The organism is Roseibium sp. M-1 (assembly GCF_054515675.1).
Genome location: NZ_CM137257.1, coordinates 5480477 through 5502440, shown reverse-complemented (window position 1 = coordinate 5502440; position 21964 = coordinate 5480477). Strand labels below are relative to the sequence as shown.

Sequence of the window (21964 nt, the reverse complement as noted above, 5' to 3'; positions counted from 1 at the left end):
CACTCCTCCCCGGTCCTTTTCTCGTCTTCTCTCGCCGTCCGAGGCCTCCTCAGCCTTGGGTGAGTTCAAAAAACAGCGTCGTCAGCGGCGGCAGCGTGATCTCGATCGAATGCGGCCTGCCTGAAGCTGCCACGTGATCGCTGTTCACACCGCCGTAGTTGCCGCGGCCGTCGCCGCCGTAAATATCCGCATTGGTATTGAGCCGCTCGGCCCAGAAGCCGGGCTCAGGCACGCCGACACGGCGTGCGCTGCGCTCCACCGGCGTGAAATTCGACACGACCAGCACGGGCGGCGTGCCGTTTGAACCGCGGCGCACCCAGGCAAAGATGCTCTCGTCGCCGCTTGTTTCCTCGATCCACTCGAAGCCCTCTCTCCGGCAGTCGAGTTCATGCAGCGCGGGCGCTTCCCGATAGAGACGGTTGAGGTCGCGGATGAGCGCTTGAACGCCCCGGTGCGGACCGTGGTCCAGCAGATGCCAGTCGAGGCTGCTGTCGTGGTTCCACTCGCGGTCCTGCGCGAACTCGCCGCCCATGAAGAGCAGCTTCTTGCCCGGATGCCCCCACATGAGGCCGTAACAGGCGCGCAAGTTGGCAAACTTCTCCGGCATGCTGCCCGGCATCTTTTCCAGCAGCGAGCCCTTGCCGTGGACCACTTCGTCATGGCTCAGCGGCAGAATGAAGTTTTCCGAAAACGCATAGTGAAGGCCGAAGGTGACCTTGGAGTGGTGGTATTTCCGGTGGATCGGATCCTCTGCCAGATAATGGAGGGTGTCGTTCATCCAGCCCATGTTCCACTTGAAGCCGAAGCCGAGACCGTCCGCATCGACCGGCGTGGTGACACCCGGGAAGGCTGTCGATTCCTCGGCTGCCGTCAGGATGCCGGGCACCTCGCCATAGACCGCAACATTCATGGCCTTCAGAAAGGCGATCGCTTCGAGGTTTTCCCGCCCGCCATGGACGTTGGGCACCCACTCGCCTTCCTTGCGCGAGTAGTCCCGGTAGAGCATCGAGGCCACTGCATCCACACGCAGGCCGTCGACATGAAATTCCTGCAGCCAGTAGAGCGCGTTGGCGACGAGGTAGTTCAGCACCTCGCGCCGGCCGTAATTGTAGACAAGCGTGTTCCAGTCCGGATGAAATCCCTCGCGGCGGTCCGCGTGTTCATAGAGCGCCGTGCCATCGAAATTGCCGAGTCCGTGCGGGTCTTCCGGAAAATGCCCCGGCACCCAGTCTACGATCAGGCCGAGCCCCGCCTCGTGGCAGGCCTCGACCAGCGTGCGGAATTCGGCCGGCGTGCCGAAGCGGATCGTCGGTGCAAAAAGGCCGACCGGCTGGTAGCCCCAGGAGCCGTCGAAGGGAAACTCCGAAACCGGCATCAGTTCCAGATGGGTGAAGCCGAGGTCGAGCGCGTAAGGTACGAGCTGGGCGGCATGTTCCAGATAGGAGAGCGGCCGGTTGCCGTCTTCCGGCACGCGGCGCCAGCTTCCCAGGTGGACTTCGTAGATGGAGATCGGCTTGTCGATCCGGTGCAGGTCCGCCCGCCTGTCGAGCCAGTCACCGTCCGACCAGGCATGGCCGTCGATGTTGCGGACGACAGAGCCGGTCCGTGGCGGATGCTCGGCGCCGAAGCCGACCGGATCGGCCTTTTGCGGCAGCAACGTGCCGTCTTTGGTGAGCAGCTCGTATTTATAGACCTCGCCCTCGGCAAGACCCGGCACGAAGACTTCCCAGACCCCGGTTGCCCCGCGCCGGCGCATCAGCGTCCGCCGGCCGTCCCAGCCGTTGAAATCGCCGATGACCGACACCCGGCTGGCATTGGGGGCCCAGACCGCGAAATGAACGCCGCCGGCGCCTTCATGGATGACGGGATGGGCTCCCAGCACCTTCCAGAGTTGCCGGTGCGTGCCCTCGCCGATCAGATACTCGTCCAGTTCGCCCATGACCGGACTGAAGCGATAGGGATCGTCCGAAACCCAGCTTTTGCCGTCCTGTTCGACCCGCAGGTGATAGGCAAACCGCTTCTTGCGGCGGGGAACAGCCGCCTCGAAAAGCCCGCCACCAAGAGAGGCGAGTTCGACGATCTTCTTTCCCGACCCTGGCTCGACGGCCTCGACCTTGTCCGCATTGGGCAGGAAGGCCCGAATGACCAGCTTTCCTGCGATCTCGTGCAATCCGAGGACCGAAAACGGGTCCTGATGGGTGCCCCTGGCAAGTGCGTCGATGTCGGAGGAGATCGTCATTGCGGACCTGGTTCCTTCGGCTTCTCGTTATCCCCGCGTCAGACTATGCGCGTTCCAGATGTCCTTCGCATAGTCTGCAATTGTCCTGTCTGAGGAAAACCATCCGACGCGGGCCGTGTTGAGCACGGCCATTCTCGTCCAGTTGTCCTGGTCGGCATAGGCCAAGTCGACCTTGCGCTGGGTGGCGAAATAATCGTCGAAGTCGCAGGTCACGAGGAAATAGTCCTTCTGGCGCATGTCCTGCACCAGCCCGCGGTAAAGGTCCCGGTCGCCGGAAGAGAACACGCCTGCCTCGATCTGTTCCAGAACGCGCGCCAGCTTCGGGCTCGCCGCAATTGCCGCGGCCGAATATCCCGCCTGCTTGCGGCGCGCAACGACCTCGGCTGCCGTCAGCCCGAAGAGGAAGAAATTCTCCGCCCCGACCCGCTCGCGGATTTCGACGTTGGCGCCGTCCAGCGTGCCGATGGTGAGCGCCCCGTTGAGGGCGAACTTCATGTTGCCGGTGCCCGACGCTTCCTTGCCCGCGGTCGAGATCTGCTCGGAGAGTTCCGTCGCCGGGATCAGAAGCTCGGCCATGGAGACGTTGTAGTTCTCCGGATAGACGATCTTCAGGAGACCCTTCACCTGCGGATCGGAATTGATCACCGCGGCCACGTCATTGATGAGATGAATGATCTGCTTGGCAACCACATAGCCGGGCGCAGCCTTGCCGCCGAAGATCTTGACCCGCGGCACCCAGTTCCCATTCGGGTTGTCGCGGATGTCGTTCCAGAGCGCCACGGTCTCCAGAAGGTTCATGAACTGGCGCTTGTACTCGTGCAGGCGCTTGATCTGGACATCGAACATCGCTTCCGGGTCGACCGCGATATCGTGGCTGGCCTTCAGCCAGTTGGCGACACGGATCTTGTTCCGGGCTTTCACGTCCCTGAAGGCATCGCGGAAACCCTGGTCGTCCGCATGTGGAACCAGCTTTTCAAGCTGATCCAGATCCGCCGGCCACTCCTTGCCGATCGTCCCGCTGATGAGGTTTCTGAGGCCCGGATTGCAATTGTGCAGCCAGCGCCGCGGCGTGATGCCGTTGGTCTCGTTGATGATGCGGCCGGGATAGGCCTGGTTGAGATCCTCGAAGACCGTTTCCTTGACGAGCTCGCTGTGCAGCGCCGAAACCCCGTTCACCTTGTGCGCCATTATGAAGGAGAGCTCACCCATCTTGACGTCACCGCCCTCCAGGATGCGCACCGGGCTGCCACTGGACTGCACATGGGCGGTCTCGATCTCGCGGATGATCTCAAGATGCCGCGGCAGCACCTTGGCAAAGATCGGCTCCGGCCATCTTTCCAGTGCTTCGGGCAGAAGCGTGTGGTTGGTGTAGCCAAGACATGCGCGCGCGATCCAGATCGCGTTGGGCATTTCCATGCCGCGCTCGTCGACAAGCAGGCGCACCAGCTCCGGACCGGCGATTGCCGGATGGGTATCGTTGAGCTGGATGGCCGCCCGCTCCGGCAGATCCCCGGCAGCCCCGCCTTCCGAGTCGAGCCGGCGAAGAATGTCGCGGATCGAGGCGGCGGTGAAGAAATATTCCTGTTTCAGCCGCAGTTCCTTGCCGGCCTCGGTGGTGTCGTCCGGATAAAGAACCCGCGAGATCGTGCGGGCGAGCGCTTCGGGTTCACTGGCGGCCAGGTATTCGCCGCGGTTGAAGCTGTCGAGATCGAAGATCTTGACCGGTTTGGCGGCCCAGAGGCGCAGTGTGTTCGCCCAGGCTCCGTTCCAGCCGACGACCGGCGTGTCATAGGCCGACGCGATGACGGTTTCCGCCGGTTTCCAGACCGACGTGCGTCCCTTTTTCTCGACGGTGCCGCCAAAGCCGATCTCATAGCGCACTTCCGGCCGCTCGAACTCCCAGGCATAGCGCTGCGACAGCCAGGTCTCGGCCGTCTCGATCTGCACCCCGTCCTTGAAATGCTGCTCGAACAGGCCGTGCTCATAGCGGATGCCGTAGCCATAGGCGGGAATGCCGAGGGTCGCGAGGGAATCCATGAAACAGGCGGCAAGACGGCCGAGCCCGCCATTGCCAAGCGCCGCATCAGGTTCGTCGGTGACGATGCGGGCATAGTCGAGACCGAGCGACTTCATGGCCGCGGCCGCGATGTCTTCCAGACGCAGGTTGGTCGCCACATCCTCGATCAGCCGGCCGATCAGGAATTCCATGGAAAGGTAATAGACCCGCTTGGCCTTTGCCTCATAGGTCGCCCGTGTGGAGGCAAACCAGGGCTCGATGACCTCGTCCCGCAAGGCCAGCGACAGCGCCATGCGCCAGTCGTAGATGGACGCGTGGTCAGGATCCTTGCCCTGAGACGTCCTGAGATGGGTCAGGATTGCTTTTGCGAACTGCTCCGCGGTCGGAGCGTTGCACTTATCGTTCGGCATATCGGGACGTAGCATTTTGTTTCCGGAAGGTGACAGATATGAAGAGCGGCATTCCTCTGCGTTCGCCCACAGCATTTTCGCCTTCGAAGCTATCCAAAATGCAGACAAACACCTGAATTTAATCCATTTAATCGGTTCAGCCTTAAACCGTTTCTAGTCCATCAAAATGGCCTTGTCGATTGCCTGCCGCGATTTCCATGGAGCGGCGACGACCCAATCGGATCGTCTTTCTGGTCAGGGTTTGTCTGCCACAACGATATCACCCGGGTTGGCGTGGTAGAACTGCCCGGCAGTTGCGAGAGCTTGCTGGTCTGCCCACCAATCGTCGACTTCCTCCTGTGTCAGCGCTCCGCTCGAAAGCCCCCGATCGATCGCACCTGCATAGATACGCGCGACCATGTCCGGTGACGGAGTGATCGTGAAAGGTTCGATGCATCGAACCGTCAGTCCTGCCTGGCGGAGCAGCTCCGGCACCTGCCGGCCGATTTCGGGATTGGGTGGATCCCCGGCCAAAAGATTTTCGATCCTGCGGCTAACAGTTCCGTGGTTGGAATCGATGAAAAAGGCGTTGTAGTCGAAATCGAACACCGTGACGTGCCCACCGGTCCTCAAGACACGGACGAGCTCGCTCACTGCCTGGCCGAGGTCGCTGATATAAAGAAGAACCCGCTCGGCCCGGACCAGATCAAAGGACGCATCTTCAAAATCAAGCGCGTGAATATCGCCTGTCTGAAATGAGACCGGCAATCGGAGCGGAGCACTCCTGCGTGCCGCTTCGCGGATGAAATCATTTGAGGGATCTATGCCGACGACCTTGCCGGCGGGCCCGACTTGCGCCGCAAGGCGCATCGCCTCATGACCAAGACCACAGCCGATATCGAGAATGCGCATCCCCGCTCCGGGTGGATAGAGCTCGGCCATCCGGACGCGATATTGAAGGATGGAGCGATTGGCATTGGCATCATCAAGAAACCTGAACAGGAACTCGTTTTCCGAAGCCGCGTCGACATCCTGGAATCCCTTGTGAAAATCGGCCATCTTCACCTCCCACACGCCATTGAAGCCTGTCTCCGCGCAGCCGCGGCACAAGCCTATGATGGGAAGCAACCCGACACAACTTAAGGGCATGCTTGACGCTTGCCCGCCTCCCCGCGACGAGAAGGCGGGTCGAAGTGCGGCAACTACTCATTGGAAGAAAATATTGAACCTCTTCCGAATAGCGCGGTCGATTTCCGGATCGACAACGTTGCCCGCGCTGGCGAGGATCTCGTTCTTGCGGGCGATTGCCGTTTCCAGGAGGATCGGCTTGCCGGCCTCGACCCATTCCTTGGGGCTCATCCGGTTTGCGACCTTGGGGTAGACATATTCCGTCTGCATCAGGTTCAAAGTCTGCGAAGCACCGAGATAATGGCCTGGCCCGCCAAGGCAGACCTCTTTCATGACCTCGATCGACGTGCTGTCCTCGGTCACATCGATGCCCCGGACGAGGCGCAGGGCCTGGCCGAGCAGATCATCCCCCAGGATCAGGCTTTCCAGGCAAAATCCGAGCAGAGACGCATGCATGCCGACGGCCTCATAGCACATGTTGAGGCCGGCAAGACCGGCAAGTGCGTTGGTGACGCCCTGCTCCCACCCGGCCTGCATGTCCGGCAGCTTGCTGTCGGAGATGCCCGAAGCCGCGCCGCCCGGCAGATCATAGAACCGGTGCATCTGCGCGCAGCCTGCCGTCAGCAATGCCTGTTCCGCCGACCCGCCCGACATGGCGCCTGTGCGGAGATCAGAGACGAAGGGCCAGGTGCCGAAAATGGCCGGAGCGCCCTTCTTGATCGCGTTGACATAGACGACGCCCGCAAGACACTCGGCAACGGCCTGGGTGATCGCAAGTGCGATTGGTGCTGGGGCGGTGGCACCCGCCTGCCCGGCGGAGAGCAGCAGCATCGGCATGCCGCGCCGGATGCAGTCCTCCATCACCATGCAGCTTTCCGTCGCGAATTTCATCGGCGGCACGACGAAGCAGTTGGAGTTGCTGACGAAGGGCCGCTCCAGCCATTTTTCCTCGCCTCCGGCGACCATGTGAATCAGCTCGAAACAGTCGGCGACATGCGAGGGATCGCTGAAGGAGGTGCCGACATGTTTGCGCGTGCCGGCGAGGCTTCCATAGAGCGTGTTGAGATCCATCTCCCTGTTGTCCAGCACATCGCGGCAGACCATGGTGCGCTGGTAGAAATGGATGTTGTCCAGATTGTCGACGAGCCTTGCGGCGTCATAGAGATCCTGGGCGGTAGAATCCCGGTATTTGAGCGTCACCGGATCGACGATATGGACCGCCGCCCCCGCCGTGCCGTAATGCACGTTGGAGCCGGAAAGATGCAGATCGTGTTTCGGGTCGCGGGCATGCAGCGTGATGTTGCGTCCGGCAACCGCCAGCATGTCTTCCACAAGAGCCCGGGGAAAGCGCAGGCGTCCGTCGTCACCCTGGATCGCGCCTGCCGCGGTCATGATCTCGACACCGGACTGCGGCGCCTGCGACAGGCCGATGGTTTCCAGTGCTTCCAGCGCCGCCTGATGGATGCGCGCGACGCCGGCGTCCGTCAGCGGCCTGTACTGGCCGCCCGGCATGCCGGGGCGGACCGGCCGGATGTCCTCTGCAAGCGGTGCTGCGCGAGCAGCGCGGCGGGCCTCCCGGCCACCGGCCCGGCGGGCACGGGGTGTCTCCAGATTGATCAGTTCTTCCGACATGGCGTCTCTCCCAAGACCATGAGCTGCCTTCGATTGTTGTCTCTCGTCGAAGGAACGAGGAAATTTTTTAAAGACGGACCCGCTCCGATTTCGGGTCATACATCGGTGTCAGCGACGCTTCGGCCTTGACCCGGCGTCCGGCGACCTCGATCTCGTATTGCGAGGTGAGAAGCGCGGCTCCGTCCTCCCCCTTCGCGGGCACGTAGCCCATGCCGATCGCGCCGCCCAGATGGTGACCGTAGGCACCGGAGCTGAGATAGCTCACGATCCTGCCGTCCCGAATGATCGGCTCGTTGTGGTAGACCATCACCTCCGGCTCAAGCAGCCGGAACTGCACCATGCGCCGCTCCAGGCCGGCGTCTTTCTTGCGCAGGACCGCGTCCCGGCCGATGAAATCGGGCTTTGCCGTTTTGACCGCGAAGCCGAGGCCGGCTTCCAGGACATGATCCTCGCAGGTGATGTCGTGGCCGAAGTGGCGGTAGGCCTTCTCGATGCGGCAGCTGTCCATCATGTGCATGCCGCAGAGCTTCAAGTCGAAGTCCGATCCGGCGTCCACCAGCGTTTCGAACACATGGGCTGCCATGTCTGACGAGACATAGATCTCCCAGCCGAGCTCGCCGACGAAAGAAACCCGGTGCACGCGGGCGAGACCCATGCCGATCTCGATCTCCTGGGCCGTACCGAAGGGATTGACCTCGTTGGAAAAGTCGTTCGGGCTGACCGCCTGTAAGAGTTTGCGGGCATTGGGGCCCATGACCGCCAGAACGCCTTCCGCAGCGGTGACATCGGTCAGAACCACCTGGAAGTCGCCCAGATGGCGGCGCATCCAGGCCTGGTCCTTCGGCCGGGTGATGGCGGGCGTCACCACCAGATAGGCGGTTTCCGAAAGCCGCGTCACCGTCACGTCGGCTTCGATGCCGCCACGCGCATTCAGGAACTGGGTGTAGACGATCTTGCCGGCGGGAACGGACATGTCCGCGCCGCTGATATGATTGAGATAGGCTTCCGCATCCCGGCCCTCGACGCGGATCTTGCCGAAGGAGGACATGTCGTACATGCCGACATTCGTGCGCACTGCCCGGTGCTCCGCCGCCTGGTTGCCGAACCAGTTCTGCGGTCCCCAGCTGTAACGATAGTCGCGCTCCTGACCGTCAAAGGCGAACCAGTTCGCCCGTTCCCAGCCGCCGATTTCGCCGAAGACGGCACCGCGTGCCTGAAGCTGGACATGGAATGGCGTGCGGCGCACGCCCCGTGCCGTCGCCTTCTGGCGGTAGGGATAGTGGTCGGCGTAAAGAAGGCCGAGCGTTTCCTTGGAGCGTTCGAAGAGATAGTGCCGGTTGCCCTGGAAGGGCTGGTTGCGGGCAACATCCACGTCGCCGAGATCGAAGGGCTTTTCGCCGGTGTCCATCCAGGCTGCCAAGGCCATGCCGGCACCGCCTGCAGACTGGATGCCGATGGAGTTGAACCCGGCCGCAACCCAGTAATTGTCGACTTCCAATGAGAGACCGAGATTGTAGGCATCGTCCGGCGTGAAGCTTTCCGGGCCGTTGAAGAAGGTATGAATTCCGGCCTCGGCCAGCATCGGCAGGCGATTGACCGCACGCTCCAGGATCGGCTCGAAATGGTCGATGTCCTCGGGCAACTGGTCGAAGCAGAAATCCTCGGGGATCCCGTTCATGCCCCAGGGCTTGGCATTGGGCTCGAACGCACCGAGCAGATATTTGCCCGCGTCTTCCTTGTAATAGGCGCACTCATCCGGCACCCGCAGAACCGGCATCTGGGTGAGGCCCGGGATCGGTTCGGTGACGATGTAGAAGTGCTCGCAGGCATGCAGCGGCACGTTGACCCCGGCCATCCGGCCGATTTCACGCGCCCACATGCCACCGCAATTGACCACGTGATCGGCTTCGATCACACCGCTCGCCACGCCCATTTGCCAGGAAACTGACCGCGCCCTGCGGCCATCCACCCGGATACCGGTGACCTTGGCACCCTCGACAACGAGGGCTCCGCGCTGACGCGCGCCCTTGGCAAGCGCCAGGGCGATATTGGCCGGATCACCTTGCCCGTCCGTCGGCAGCCAGACCCCGGCCTTGACCCCGTCGATATTGAGATGCGGATAGCGTTCCTTCACTTCCCGAACGCTCAATTCCTCCACCGGCACGCCGAAGGCGCGCGCCATGGAGGCGTTGCGGAAAAGTTCCTCCTTGCGCGCTTCGGTGAGTGCAACGGAAACCGAGCCGACTTCCCGGAAGCCGGTGGCAAGGCCGGTTTCGGCTTCCAGCCCCCGGTAAAGATCGGCGGAATACTTGGCGAGCTTTGTCATGTTGGCGCTCGCCCTGAGCTGGCCGATCAGGCCGGCCGCATGCCATGTGGTGCCGCAGGTGAGCTGACGGCGTTCCAGTAGTACGACATCTTTCCAGCCGAGCTTTGTCAGGTGATAGGCAACCGAGCAGCCGACAACGCCACCGCCGATAATGACAACGCGTGCCTTTGAGGGAAGTTCTGACATCAGCGCCGGCTCCGGAGAAGGGTAAGGTCGGACAAAAAACGCATCGCCATCACGCCCTGATGCGTTCGTTCTGCGGGTCCCAGAGCGGCTGGTCCGCCTGCACGACCGCCCGGTGGCGCTCGCCGTAGATCTCGACCTCGATTTCGGTGTCGGGCTCATGCAGGTCGGCGCGCAGCATGCCGAGCGCGATCGACTTGCCGATCCGGTAGCCCCAGCCGCCCGAGGTCACTTCGCCGGCGACCTTGCCGTCATGCCAGAGGGTCGCCATGTAGGGCGCGTCCGCGTCGCCCGCATCGACCAGCAGCGTCACGAAGCGCTTCTTCACGCCGCGCTGCTTTTCCTGCAGCAAGGCCGCTTTGCCGGGAAACTCCTGCTTCTTGTCGAACTTGACGAAGCGATCAAGCCCGCCCTCAAGCAGGCTGTAGTCGGTCGAAAGGTCGCCCTTCCAGGTGCGGTAGCCCTTTTCGAGCCGCAGCGCATTCAGTGCCCACATCCCGAAGGGCTTCGCGCCATCCGACAGAATGGCCTCGTAGATGACCGGAATGCTTGTCACTGGCGCATGCACTTCCCAGCCGAGTTCGCCGGCAAAGGAGACGCGGGCGAGAACGGCCTTTTGACCGGCGACCGTCCACATCTCGTGGCTGAGCCAGGGAAGGCTGAGATCCGCGTCGGAGATCTTCGCGAAAAGCTCCCGGGATTTGGGGCCGGTGACGATCAGTGTCGAGATTTCGCGCGTCCTGTCCTTGAGCGTCAATCCCTCGGGCAGGTTCTTTGCCAGCCACTCATAGTCATGCCATTGCGCGACGGCAGCCGTAATCAGCGTGAAGTCGTCGTCGCCATTGCAGGCGACCGACATCTCGGTGAGTATCCGCCCGCGATGATCCGGGAAATAGGCGAGCGACAGCCGTCCGGGTTTTGGCAGCCCGCCTGCAACCTGGCCCAGAAGCCAGTCGCGTGCGCCAGGCCCCGTCAGGTGAAAGCGCGAAAATCCAGGCAGATCGAGAACGCCGACGCCGTCGCGCACGGCTTCGCATTCCTCGCGGATGCGCTGCTCCCAGGGACCGGACCGGTTCCAGGTGCGGGTCGTCTCTTCTGAAAGATCGTCACCGGGCTTGGAAAACCAGTTGGCGCGTTCCCAGCCGTTATAGGCGCCCATTACGCCGCCCTGTGCCTTGACCTTGTCATGGACGGGCGAAAGCTTGCGGTCGGGGGCTGCCGGCCAGCGGTGCCAGGGGAAATGCATCGCATATTCGTGGCCATAGACTTCCTTGGCCTTTTCGACGCAATAGGCGTGGTCCGTATAGTCGGTGTAACGGCGCGGATCGCAGGACCACATGTCCCACTCCGTCGCCCCTTCGGTGATCCATTCCGCCAGAACCTTGCCCGCACCACCGCCCTGGGCGATGCCGAAGGTGAAGACGCAGGCCTCGAAGGCGTTCGGCACACCCGGCATCGGCCCGATCAGCGGATTGCCGTCAGGCGCATAGGGGATCGGGCCGTTGATGACTTTGCTGAGGCCGGTCGTGCCCAACGCCGGAACGCGGGCGAGCGCGTCCTCGATATAGAATTCAAGCCGCTCGAGATCATCCGGATAAAGCTGGAAGCTGAAATCATCGGGAAGCGGGTCTTCCGGGCTCACCCAGTGCGCCCGGCATTTGCGTTCATAGGGGCCGAGGTTGAAGCCGTTCTGTTCCTGGCGCAGGTAATAGGACGTGTCGACGTCGCGCAGCAGCGGCAACTTGTAGCCGACGCGCGCGGACCATTCCTTCACCTCCGGTACTTCCTCGAACAGCAGATACTGGTGGCTCATCGTTGCCATCGGCACGGTGCGCCCGCCGAAGGGCTTGAACCACTCGCCGACCCGCTGGGCGTAATAGCCGGCGGCATTGACCACATACTCGCAGCGGATGTCGCCCTTTTCGGTGTGGACGATCCATTCGCCGTTTTCCCGCGACACACCCGTCGCCGGGGTAAAGCGCAGGATGGTGGCACCCATGTCACGGGCCCCCTTGGCCAGTGCCTGCGTCACCTGCGCCGGATCGATGTCGCCGTCTGCCGGATCATAGAGCGCACCGGCCAGATCGTGCGTTTCGAGGAAGGGGTATTTGTCCTTGATCTCATCGACGCCGAGGATCTCCAGCTTCATGCCCTGATAGAGCCCCATGCCCCTGGCACGCTGGAATTCCTGCATCCGTTCCCTGGAATGTGCCAGACGGATCGACCCGGTGACGTGATAATTCATCGGATAGTCGACCTCGGCGCCGAGGCGCGAATAGAGCTCGGTCGAATAGCGCTGCATGTTCATGATCGACCAGGAGGTGGAAAAGGTCGGCACGTTGCCGGCCGCATGCCAGGTCGACCCTGCTGTCAGCTCGTTCTTTTCCAGAAGCACACAGTCGGTCCAGCCTGCCTTGGCCAGATGGTAGAGCGAGGACGTTCCGACCACGCCACCGCCAATGATCACCACGCGCGCTGTCGTTGGCATGCTGCTCATGTCCGGTGCCTCCCTGCGTTCGAACGGGAAGATTGTCCATCCGGCTTTTTTTGTTTTCAAGTTGCCGGAAGCTCCATTATTGATCGGATATTCCGATTAGCGAGCGTGGCCGCCTTCCCATGTTGATCGAATACATCGAGACTTTCCTCGACCTTTGCGAAACCCGGAACTTCAACCGCACTGCCGACCGGCTGGGCCTGACGCAATCCACGGTCTCCGGCCGCATCTCCGCCCTGGAAAAGGCGCTGGAGGCAAAGCTCTTCAACCGGTCCCGCTCAGGCACAGACCTGACGACGGAAGGGCTGCGGTTCGAGCCCCATGCTAGAGCGCTGAGGCATGGCTGGGCCGAGGCACGGCATGCGACACGGTTTGCGGGAACGCGGGTGATCTCGATGCGGATCGGCATCCAGCACGACCTCGTCGACCGCCGTTTAAACGGCCTCATCGGCGACTTCCGGGCAGCCCTGCCGGACACGGCCTTCTTCTTCGAGGCGGATTATTCCAACCAGATGTGCACCGATCTGGTGTCCGGTGCCGAGGACCTTGCAATCCTGTTCTCGCCGCGCCAGCACCCGGACCTGCATTTCGAGGCTGTCGGCGAGATTGTCTATCACATGGTGTCGACGGAAACGGAAAGCCTCGCCGAGGTGATCGCCGAACGGTACATCCTGGCGAACTATTCCGCCGCCTTCGCCCACAGCCACTCCGCCCTTCACCCGGGCCTTGCCGAAGCGCCGCTGTCCATCGGGCAGAACGCGGCCATGGTCGGCATGCTGCTGTCGCTGGGTGGAACCGCCTATGTGCTGAAACAGGTTGCCGACGATCTGGTGCAGGAAGGCAAATGCCGGTTCGTCACCGAGGCCCCGCCGATCCCGCAAACCGTTTTTGCGGGCGTCAACATACGCAACAGGCACCGCAACGCCTTCCGTCGCCTGATCAAGATCCTGCGGGAGAACTTCTTCCCCGAACCGCCGCGCCGGCGCGCGGGTCAGTGATAGTTCCGGCTCAGTCAGCACTTGCCCCATTCGCCGAGCAGGTAGAACGCGCCCCAGTCCCGATAGGCCGGACAGGCCCTGCGGGTTTCACGCATTGCCGAACCGAAGGCATCCCTGCGCTCTTCGCCTTGAGCCAGCAATCGGTAAAACGCCTCGAAGAAGGTCTGAGCCGCGCCCGATTCAACTTCCCACAAGGTCCCGACAATGCTTTCGGCACCGGCCAGCAACAGCGCGGCGGGCAGGCCTCGAATGTTGTCACCTATGTCCACCCGTCCCAGCGCGCTCTCACAGGCGCTGAGACCGACAAGTGCCAGCCCTTCCAGGTCATGCTGCAGCAATTCCCAGGCCTCGACCAGGCCGTCATTTTCCTGATCGGGCGAGAGATAGACTGCCTGGAAGGCCGGTGCGGCGACACGGTGCCGGCCGTGGCTGGCAAGATGCAGAATGCGTGTCGACTTCAGCGATCCGAGGAAACTTGTCTCGGTTGCCTGCGCATCGACGAGCGCGTCCGTACCGAAAATCCCGGCAACCTGTCTGACTTCAGTTACAGCATTCGGCAAAGGCGAAAGACCGTGCGGCTCTCCGCCCTCGAAGCCTACTGCGAGCGCCGCAAATGGCTGTCTGCCGGCCACCTTGCTGCCGCCTGCTGCGCGCGCACCCAGATGCCGCCGCAATATGCACAGGTTTGGGAGTGCTGTGACCGTCCAGTCTTCCGCGAGCGGCCGGCCGTTCAGTTGCAGCAGATGAAACGGAAAGAAATGAAAGGCTCCGGTCGGCGCAACGACGATATGGTCTTTGCCCTTTTCCCGCAACGCCGCCAGGTGTTCCGCCAATCCTCCCCCAAGCAGTTGCTTGCTGGCGATATCCAGCACCGCTTCTGCCTCGGGCGTCAGGTCGGCCGGCCCCGGTTCGGACAAAAGCTCCGAACGCCAGGCGCTCACGCTTAAGCCGAACCAGTCCATGCTCGCGCTGTATCGGTCGTCCGAAACTTCAATCGCCGCGGGCGGCAACTCGCCTTTGCCGAGCGCGGCGAAAGCGGTCTCGTTCGAAAGGCAGATCGTGAACAATGCATGTTCGCCACCATCGGTCTTCGCCTTGAGCTGACCAATGAGGACCGCGCGCTCATCCAGACTGTTCTGCAGTTCTGAAAACTGCATGATGGTCTCCAGAGAGCGTGTCTGCGGCGTCAGATCGCGTTCGATCCTGGCATCGAATTTCACTTGCAGATTTTCCAGGACCTCTTCGGGCGTGTTTCCGCCACGTCCCGCTCCCTCGCCCAGGAAAGAGGACAGGAGCATGTTTTCATCCAGGCCTTCGTCCTCCTCCGGCAGGCCATGAGGTGCCGCCTGTTCCCGCGCCTGATTGATCCGTCCCAAAAGCTCCCGTGCCTCTGCGTCGAGCACAAGAGGTTTCCAATCCTCCCAGGCGCTGGCAAAAGCGCCTCCCTTGGCGCCCTGCAGGATCAGGGCAAGCAACTCGGCATTGAGCCGCCGTTCCCCCGTCCCGAACACGCTGCCCGTTACCTCCGCCCAGGCCCTGGCAACGACCTGTCTTGCACCCGCCCCGCCGATCGATTCCAGTCCGACGGCCGTTTCGGCAAGAGGAACGGCAAGCCGCATACCGGTTTCGATATTGTCGGCATCGAGAAGATCCACGGCCTGTGTCAAGGAGGAGACGGCCAGCTCTGACGCTTCCGCGCTCAGGAAATATCTGAGGGCCTGCATATAGTTGACGATGGCATCGGCCGGCCGGCCGTCATTCAGGCAATTGACCGCCTCGTTGAAAGAAAGATTTCCGACCAGAATCAGCAGGAAGTCGTGAGACCGGCTATCGAGCTCCGGGTCCCATTCGATGGCCTTTTGAATGATTTGGAGGCCGTGTTTCTCAAGGTCAAACTCGCTGGTCATCGCTGCCAGGCCAATCAGCAGGGCGGAAACGTCTTCCCGCGCAGCCTGGCTTTCGATCGCCTGAATCGCGGCTTCGACGCCCTGTTGTGCCAGGGTCTCGGCAATTCCCGGCATATTTGTCTTTACGACGCCGCTCAACATGGTGGCTTTCGAGAGTGCGATTGTCCCCCGGTCCGCTTCCAGTTTGTGTTTGCGCGCCAGTCCTGCGGCCCGATCCAGCAGCTTCAGGGCATCATCATATCTCAAGCAACCATAAAGGTAATTTGCCGCCTGCCTGAGTTCATCCACGCGCCCGGCAGGCCTCTTGGTTTCATCCTCCGCGATCCCATCGGGCCCCAGCAATGCCTCGACATCCGGTGAGACATCTTCCGTGTCTTCCGTGTTGTCCTCGGCGACATAGGCGAGAATGTTTTTCAGGGCCACGACAAGCGCTTCGCTGCCTTCTTCCGGGGCAAGGTCCAATGCCTTGCGGGCCGTCGCCGCAATCTCTTTTCCTGCCTTCGGACCGCCGGCGATTTCACGCCACAACAAGGCTTCCGCGAGCGCTTTCAGCGTCCTGGCCTGCCGGCCTCCGGTGACCGCCTTTTCTGCGACCTTGAAGTAACCGATCGCACTTTCCAGCCCGTCCAGAACGTCTGGCAGTGTTCGCTCCTCCGGTGGGTCCCAGGAGGCCGTTTCAACGCCGTATTCCGCATCCAGCCGGCCGAACCAGGACTGGATCTGCATATGGTACTGAGAGCTGGAACGCCCGCCGATATACGGATCGAGATGCAAAACGCCAAGCTGATGTTGAAATCTTGCGGCGCGTGCCCTGTCGTCCGACTTCAGCGCCTCCTCGATGATTGCCTCACCGCGGCGTTTTGCGTCGAAGAAGATCCGGCCGTCGGGTATGTCCGCCGTCGCTCTGGCAGCCACTTCAAGCCAGGCGCTGACAGCCGCATCCCGCATCTTCGAACTGGCCAGCTCATCTGTACGGGCATCGAGAGCCGCAAGAAGAAGCCGCATACGCTGGACGGCGCTCCGCCAATCCCCGCCAAGGGCATCGTGTTCCGCATAGGCACACAAGGTATCGACATAGAGCGGAGCCAGAGCATTGCCGGCATCGGCACTCGCGGCTTTCTTGAGCGCCAGCGTTTCGGTGATTTCACCCGAATTCCAGCGAGACTGAAGGCGTTCGACGGGACCCTCTCCGAGCGGGAAACCTTGCCGGGACTCAAGAATGCGCCTGCCCAGGGACTGCGCCACACGAAGCCTGTGTTCCGCTATCTGCCGTGCCTGGGGCGGCAGGGCCTGGACTGCGGCCGCAAGCTCTTGTTCGGCGACCGCATCCGTCAGGATGGGGTGGGAGGCCAGAAAAGCGTAGGCCTGATCCTTGTCGTCAATCCTGCAAAAGTCTTCAAAAAAAACCAAAAGTGACATGCGCTCCTCCCTTGAGAGTGCCGAGCACGCAGTCCTATCCACTCAATTTGAAGGTAATCTCCGGCGGCGCTTCGGCGGCTTCACTCGCGGTCAGAAGGAAATACCTTCGCTTCTGAACCACGGCACTCAGTTTCAGAGATCCGCTGCCCCGCGCGCCTTTCTGACTGCGTGTAATCATATGAAATCGATAGGTTCCATCGATATCGGCCGTATCGGTCGATCTGAATTCCCAGTAGGGATTGCTTTGTTTTTCGCGATAGGCGCGCAGGAAATAGGATTTGACGTCGGCCTTTTGCGACGCTTCCAGCCCGGAGGAAATCAGCTCGAACTTTGCACCGATGCTGGCCTTGGCGCTCTGTTCCACACTGTCCCAGGCGTCCTTCGGGTTCATTGACCAGGCAATCGGTGAAATGTCACCGCCATCCGAGCTGGCGAGCGTCGCCTCAAGCCAGGCCTTTTCAAATTTCTGCTTTTCCCCCGGACCGAAACTGCAGTTGAAACTGACATAGTGATAACTGTGCGTCTCGGCCTCGCTGCGATGAAAGCTGGTAAGCTCGGCATCGTCTTTCATCAGCTCCGCGCTCAGCGGGATCACGGCAGCTTCGCTCAGCTCGATCCAGCCGCTTAGCGATCGCTCCTGTACCGACTGCCCCCGGACGGCCCGGTCGCCCTCGACCAGCTGGTAGCGATGCGTTTCCAGTTTTTGCGGTTCTGGCAGCAGCATGGTGTTTCCATCATGTATTGAAAGGTCACAAGCGCTCAACCCACACTAGTTCAGCTTGCGGGAAAATCAAAACGCCCTGTTCCCTGGCGGCACCTGATCAAGATCCTGCAGGAGAGTTCCGTCCCGAAAGCACCCGCCGGCGCCCCGGTCACCAAAGGCAGCCTGTTGCTGCAGCGACAGACCGCCGGACAACTTCAAAGGGTCTTGTGGCTGCCGTCACAGAGCGGGGCGTTGGCGCTGTGCTTGCAGCCGCAGAAGAATACCCTGCCGTCCTTTTCGGCAGTGTACTTGACCGGTGAAAAGCCCGTGTCCTTGTGGCTGCCGTCACAGAACGGCTGGTTACCGCTGCGCCCGCAGCGGCACCAGAAATAGCTTTTGCCGGCTTCCACCTCCACCGGGAAAGGTGACGTCTGGGCAATCACGGGCTCGGTCATGGCAGTCTCCCACACTGGCGTCAGGCAATTTTTCGAAAGATAGCGCACCCGACGGGTGCGTCGAGGATCGTGCGAATGTGCCATCGCCGCGATTGGCACTATAACCACAGAAGGATTGTGTCACCGCCGCATCATGAACTACTGAGTAGGGTAGCCAGACCGGAACCGATCCATCCGGAGAGCAAATGACGACCTTCGCCACAATGCGTTGCAGTTCCACTGTGTGAGGACTGCCCCACATGACGGCCTTACGAGTGGACAATGACGAAGACCAGCACGCCCGGCGCCGTTTCCAACACCCAAACCCTGGAGGACGAGATTGTCCGCCTGCAACGGCAGCTGGACGAGCTCAATGCCGAGCACGAGGACCTGAAGCTGCTCTACGAGGCCACCATCGAGCATGGCGAAGCCGTCGAGGATCAGCTCGCCGAATACAACATCCTTCTGACGAAGACCCAGGAGCGTCTGGAAGACGAGTTGCGCGACGCAGGCAACTACGTCCATTCCATCCTGCCGGTGAAAAGACCCGCAAATCCGGCCGCGGACTGGCTGCTGGTGCCTTCCACGGAACTCGGCGGCGACAGCTTCGGCTATCACGATCTCGACGACGATCACTTCGCGATCTACCTGATCGACGTCTGCGGCCACGGTGTCGGCGCGGCCCTGCTTTCCGTAGCCATCATCAACGTCCTGCGCGCCAACGCGCTGGCCGGTGCGAACTTCCGCGACCCCTCGGACGTACTCGCCAAGCTCAACAACGCCTTCCCGATGGAGCGGCAGAACAACATGTTCTTCACCATCTGGTACGGCGTCTACCGGCGCTCAACCGGACTGCTTGCCTATGCCTCCGGCGGCCATCCGGCGTCGATCCTGCTGCGCGGAACCGGCGACGGGCAGGAAGCGATAGGGCTCGGCACGCCGGACGGCATGGTGATTGGCGCCATGCCCGACATGACCTTCGACGGCGGCACCTTCGAGATCCGGCCCGGAGACCGGCTGCTGGTGATCAGCGACGGCACCTACGAGATCGAGGACGAAAAGGGTGCAACCCTGACCTGGCGCCAGCTGGCGGACAAGACCAGGACGGCGGACACCGCCTTGCCCAAGGCGATCTACGACTGGCTGGCAGGCTTCACCGGCAACGCACCGCTGCCGGACGACTTTTCGATGATGGAATTCACCTTCTGACGGCCAATCCTGAGCTATCAGGGAAGGTCAGCCCTGTGCCAGCGGCACCAATACTGTGGTGTGGTTGACGTTGCCGATCCGCCGCGTCGAGACTTCGTCGGAGAGCTGATGCACCAGAAAAAGCCCGAGTCCTCCGATGCCCATGTCCTCGACGGTTTCCGCACCGCCGGGGCCGGATGGCATCAGGCTGTTGTCGAAGGGTTTCGCCTGGTCCGAGAGCACCAGCTTGACATGAGACGGGGACGGGGTCGGCGTCAGCGTTGCGGTCACGGCGATCCTGTCCCTGGCGCCGTCGGGATAACCATAAGAGACCGTGTTGCAGAAGAGTTCCTCGACGATCAGAAGCAGCGTGCGCCGAACGGATTCGCCAAGACCCGCTTTCGCGCAGAAGCGCTCCAGCGCGGCATAGACCAGCGGCAGATCCTCAAGGTCGTTGCGTACTGTCACCGTTTCGAGATCCGCCATCCCTGTCCTGCCGGTCGTTGATAATCGCAGATGCGCGGCATCGTCAGCCGGCCAGCGCCTTGGCCTCCTCAAGGCTTTCAGCCACCTGCAGGATTTTCAGGAACCCGGAAATCCGCAGAACGTCGGCAACCGACGGGTTCACCTGGAAGAGCACCAGCTTGTCGCCGGACGGCGCCAGCAACTTGGCTATGATGAGCAGCGAACGAAGGCCGAAACTTGTCACGTAGTCGACCTTTTCCATATCGATCAGCAGCGTTCCGGATTTCATGGCCACAAGGTCCTTGAGATAGGTCTCGAAAGCCTTCGCACTGAGTGTGTCCAGTTTGCCGGCGGGGCGGACCACGGTGAGCGTACCGTCGGCTTCGTGTTCGATGGTGATTTCTTCGGCTTCTGCGGTCATCGTCTTTTCCCAAATGCGCGAAAACCCTGGCGTGAATGCAGGCGCGCGTCTTGTCCTTTTGCCGCAAGGGCTGTCCCCGGGCAATTTCGACGGGAATCTTGTACATTTTATAAAGGTGTCACAGGCTAAACGCTACGAGATTACGAATCAGCACCGCTTTCCGGCATTCGGCCGCCCCCGGTTGCAAAGCGGGCTGATCGAGCCCTTAATCCGGAGATTTCCATGGCTGGCGAAGCCCCCCTCGCAACGCTTGAAGACCCCCGTGCGGGGGTCGGTCTGGCCGCACTGGAAAACCCGGATGCGCAGGCCGAATTCCGGGACACGCCCGAGTTCGAGGAGCTGGAAGCCGAATTCCGCAAGATGGAGCTGGGCGGCCCCAACGCCGTGAAATGGAAGGATCTCAACGCGGAGACCGTCAAGGTCCTGCAGTCGACGTCCAAGGATCTCGTCCTGGCAACCCGGCTTGCCTTCGGCCTTTTTGTCGAAGAAGGCTATCCGGGTCTTGCGACCGGTCTCGTCATCCTGAAGGACATGACCGAGGCGCATTGGGAGACCATGATCCCGCCGGTGCGGCGCGAACGTGGCCGGGCCGGCGCCTTTGACTGGCTGGCGGAAAAGCTGGCGCCGATGGTCGAGGCGAAAAATCCGGAAGGCAATTTCAACGCCGAAATCTATATCGCCCAGGAAGCCCTTCTGGAGCTGGACAGCGCGCTCGAGCAGAAAATGACCTCGACGCAAGTGGCCCTCGGTCCTCTGGTGCGCGCAATGCGCCCCTATGCCAAGGACGCCAAGGCGGCGCTGGAGGAAGCAAGGAAGGCGGCTGAAGCCGCCGCGGCACCCGCACCAGAGCCAGAGGCGACCGCACCGGTGCCTTCAGACGCGCCCGCACCGGAGGCTGCCCCGAGCGCGGCGCTGGCTCCTTCGCCCGCACCTGCGCCTGCCCCCGCTCCTGCACCTGCTCCTGCACTGGCAGCAGCCCCGGCGGCACCCGCGGCTGAGATCGCCGTCGACACCTCCAATCCGACCTCGGCCATGCAGGCGGTCTTCAACGCGGCCACGAAGGCTGCAACCGCCATCCGCCAGGACGTCCCGTCCGATTACCGGTCCTACTACGCTGCCCGATTCGCGCTCTGGGGCAGGGTCGCATCCCTGCCACCGGCCAACGGCGGCAAGACGGCGCTGCCGCCACCGCAAAAGGCCAAGATCGCCGAACTTGCCGCCCTGAAGGGTGCCGGCAACCACGAGGGGCTGATCAAATCCGCCGAATCCGCCTTTGTCGCTTCCCCTTTCTGGCTGGACGCACAATTCCACCTGGCCGGCGCCATGCAGGCTGCAGGCTCAAGTTACGCAGACGCTCACCGGCTGGTCGTCGGCGAACTCTCCAGCTTTTTGCAGCGCTTTCCGGACATCACCGGCCTCAGTTTCAGTGACGGCACTGCCTTTGCGAGCCCGGAGACGCGGGCCTGGATTGCTCAGGATGTCCAGGCCGGTGGCGGCGGTGGAGGCGGTGTTGCCGGATCGGCGCTCGACCACGCCTTTTCCGAAGCGACACAACTGGCGCTGGCCGGCAAGACCGTCGACGGGCTCACGGCGTTGAAAAAATACCTGGCGACCTGCGGGGCGGGCCGGGACTGGTTCCGTACCCAGCTCAAAATCGGTGAATTCTGCCTTCGTTTCGAACTTATCCATCCCCTTTATGCGCTCTTGAATTCGCTGCGGACTATCGCTGCGGAACGTGATCTGGCACACTGGGAACCGGAGCTTGCAGTCGATCTCGCACGGCTTTCCTGGCAAAGCCTCGGACACAAGAATGTAAAGCAGTTCCTGCCGGACGCAGAAGCCCTGCAGATCAGGGCGAACGTTATGGAAACGCTATCGCTGCTGGATGTTGGCGCGGCGGCAGAGCTGACGGGACGAAAGTAGTCTTTAACGTTTCCTTAAGTCGAAAGATCAATTTTCTCAGCCAACTAAATAGAACTGACACATACTCAAAGTAGGACTCTGAGCAGGAATAAATTCAT

Annotated in this window: 14 protein-coding genes; 3 read left to right on the top strand and 11 right to left on the bottom strand. The window is 61.8% G+C overall.

Translation table 11 applies throughout. The features are described from left to right. Positions 1-49 precede the first annotated feature (49 nt). The 6 genes from glgB to ACX3M4_RS24825 all read right to left on the bottom strand — a co-directional run bounded on the left by glgB (position 50) and on the right by ACX3M4_RS24825 (position 12411). Positions 50-2239 (bottom strand): 1,4-alpha-glucan branching protein GlgB, encoded by a 2190-nt coding sequence (gene glgB / locus ACX3M4_RS24850; RefSeq protein ID WP_459355654.1) that lies wholly within the window; start codon positions 2237-2239, stop codon positions 50-52. A gap of 27 nt (positions 2240-2266) precedes the next feature. Continuing rightward, positions 2267-4681, bottom strand: a complete 2415-nt coding sequence (locus ACX3M4_RS24845; protein WP_459355653.1) for a glycogen/starch/alpha-glucan phosphorylase — start codon at positions 4679-4681, stop codon at positions 2267-2269. A gap of 219 nt (positions 4682-4900) precedes the next feature. Beyond that, entirely contained in the window at positions 4901-5704 is an 804-nt protein-coding gene (locus ACX3M4_RS24840; protein WP_459355652.1) for a methyltransferase domain-containing protein, read from the bottom strand. A gap of 147 nt (positions 5705-5851) precedes the next feature. Next, positions 5852-7405, bottom strand: coding sequence for a trimethylamine methyltransferase family protein (locus tag ACX3M4_RS24835; protein ID WP_459355651.1), 1554 nt, complete (start codon positions 7403-7405; stop codon positions 5852-5854). Positions 7406-7472: 67 nt separating this feature from the next. After that, positions 7473-10076 carry a GcvT family protein gene (locus ACX3M4_RS24830; protein ID WP_459355650.1) on the bottom strand — a complete coding sequence of 868 codons (2604 nt, stop codon included), beginning with the start codon at positions 10074-10076 and terminating at the stop codon, positions 7473-7475. Continuing rightward, a complete protein-coding gene (locus tag ACX3M4_RS24825; protein WP_459355649.1) occupies positions 9967-12411 on the bottom strand; it encodes a GcvT family protein in 2445 nt (814 codons plus the stop codon). Before ACX3M4_RS24825 ends, ACX3M4_RS24830 begins: the two co-directional genes overlap by 110 nt. Before the next feature lie 119 nt (positions 12412-12530). On the opposite strand from ACX3M4_RS24825, the gene ACX3M4_RS24820 reads away from it, so the two are divergent. Next, positions 12531-13406, top strand: a complete 876-nt coding sequence (locus ACX3M4_RS24820) for a LysR family transcriptional regulator (RefSeq protein ID WP_459355648.1) — start codon at positions 12531-12533, stop codon at positions 13404-13406. Positions 13407-13420: 14 nt separating this feature from the next. Here ACX3M4_RS24820 and ACX3M4_RS24815 read toward each other — a convergent pair whose 3' ends face one another. The 3 genes from ACX3M4_RS24815 to ACX3M4_RS24805 all read right to left on the bottom strand — a co-directional run bounded on the left by ACX3M4_RS24815 (position 13421) and on the right by ACX3M4_RS24805 (position 17890). After that, complete coding sequence (locus ACX3M4_RS24815) at positions 13421-16732, bottom strand: CHAT domain-containing protein (protein ID WP_459355647.1); 3312 nt, start codon at positions 16730-16732, stop codon at positions 13421-13423. Positions 16733-16766: 34 nt separating this feature from the next. Further along, complete coding sequence (locus ACX3M4_RS24810; protein WP_459355646.1) at positions 16767-17456, bottom strand: hypothetical protein; 690 nt, start codon at positions 17454-17456, stop codon at positions 16767-16769. Between the two features lie 194 nt (positions 17457-17650). Next, complete coding sequence (locus ACX3M4_RS24805; protein ID WP_459355645.1) at positions 17651-17890, bottom strand: CDGSH iron-sulfur domain-containing protein; 240 nt, start codon at positions 17888-17890, stop codon at positions 17651-17653. 261 nt (positions 17891-18151) lie between these two features. Between ACX3M4_RS24805 and ACX3M4_RS24800 the strand changes: the two genes are divergently transcribed. Then, positions 18152-19078 (top strand): PP2C family protein-serine/threonine phosphatase, encoded by a 927-nt coding sequence (locus ACX3M4_RS24800; RefSeq protein WP_459355644.1) that lies wholly within the window; start codon positions 18152-18154, stop codon positions 19076-19078. Between the two features lie 27 nt (positions 19079-19105). Here the strand turns inward: ACX3M4_RS24800 and ACX3M4_RS24795 are convergent, their stop codons facing one another. Next, positions 19106-19543, bottom strand: coding sequence for an ATP-binding protein (locus ACX3M4_RS24795; protein ID WP_459355643.1), 438 nt, complete (start codon positions 19541-19543; stop codon positions 19106-19108). A gap of 43 nt (positions 19544-19586) precedes the next feature. Continuing rightward, positions 19587-19943: an STAS domain-containing protein gene (locus ACX3M4_RS24790; protein WP_459355642.1), complete on the bottom strand. Its 357-nt coding sequence runs from the start codon at positions 19941-19943 to the stop codon at positions 19587-19589. Between the two features lie 222 nt (positions 19944-20165). On the opposite strand from ACX3M4_RS24790, the gene tssA reads away from it, so the two are divergent. Continuing rightward, entirely contained in the window at positions 20166-21866 is a 1701-nt protein-coding gene (tssA, locus tag ACX3M4_RS24785) for a type VI secretion system protein TssA (RefSeq protein ID WP_459355641.1), read from the top strand. The last annotated feature ends 98 nt before the right edge of the window (positions 21867-21964 follow it).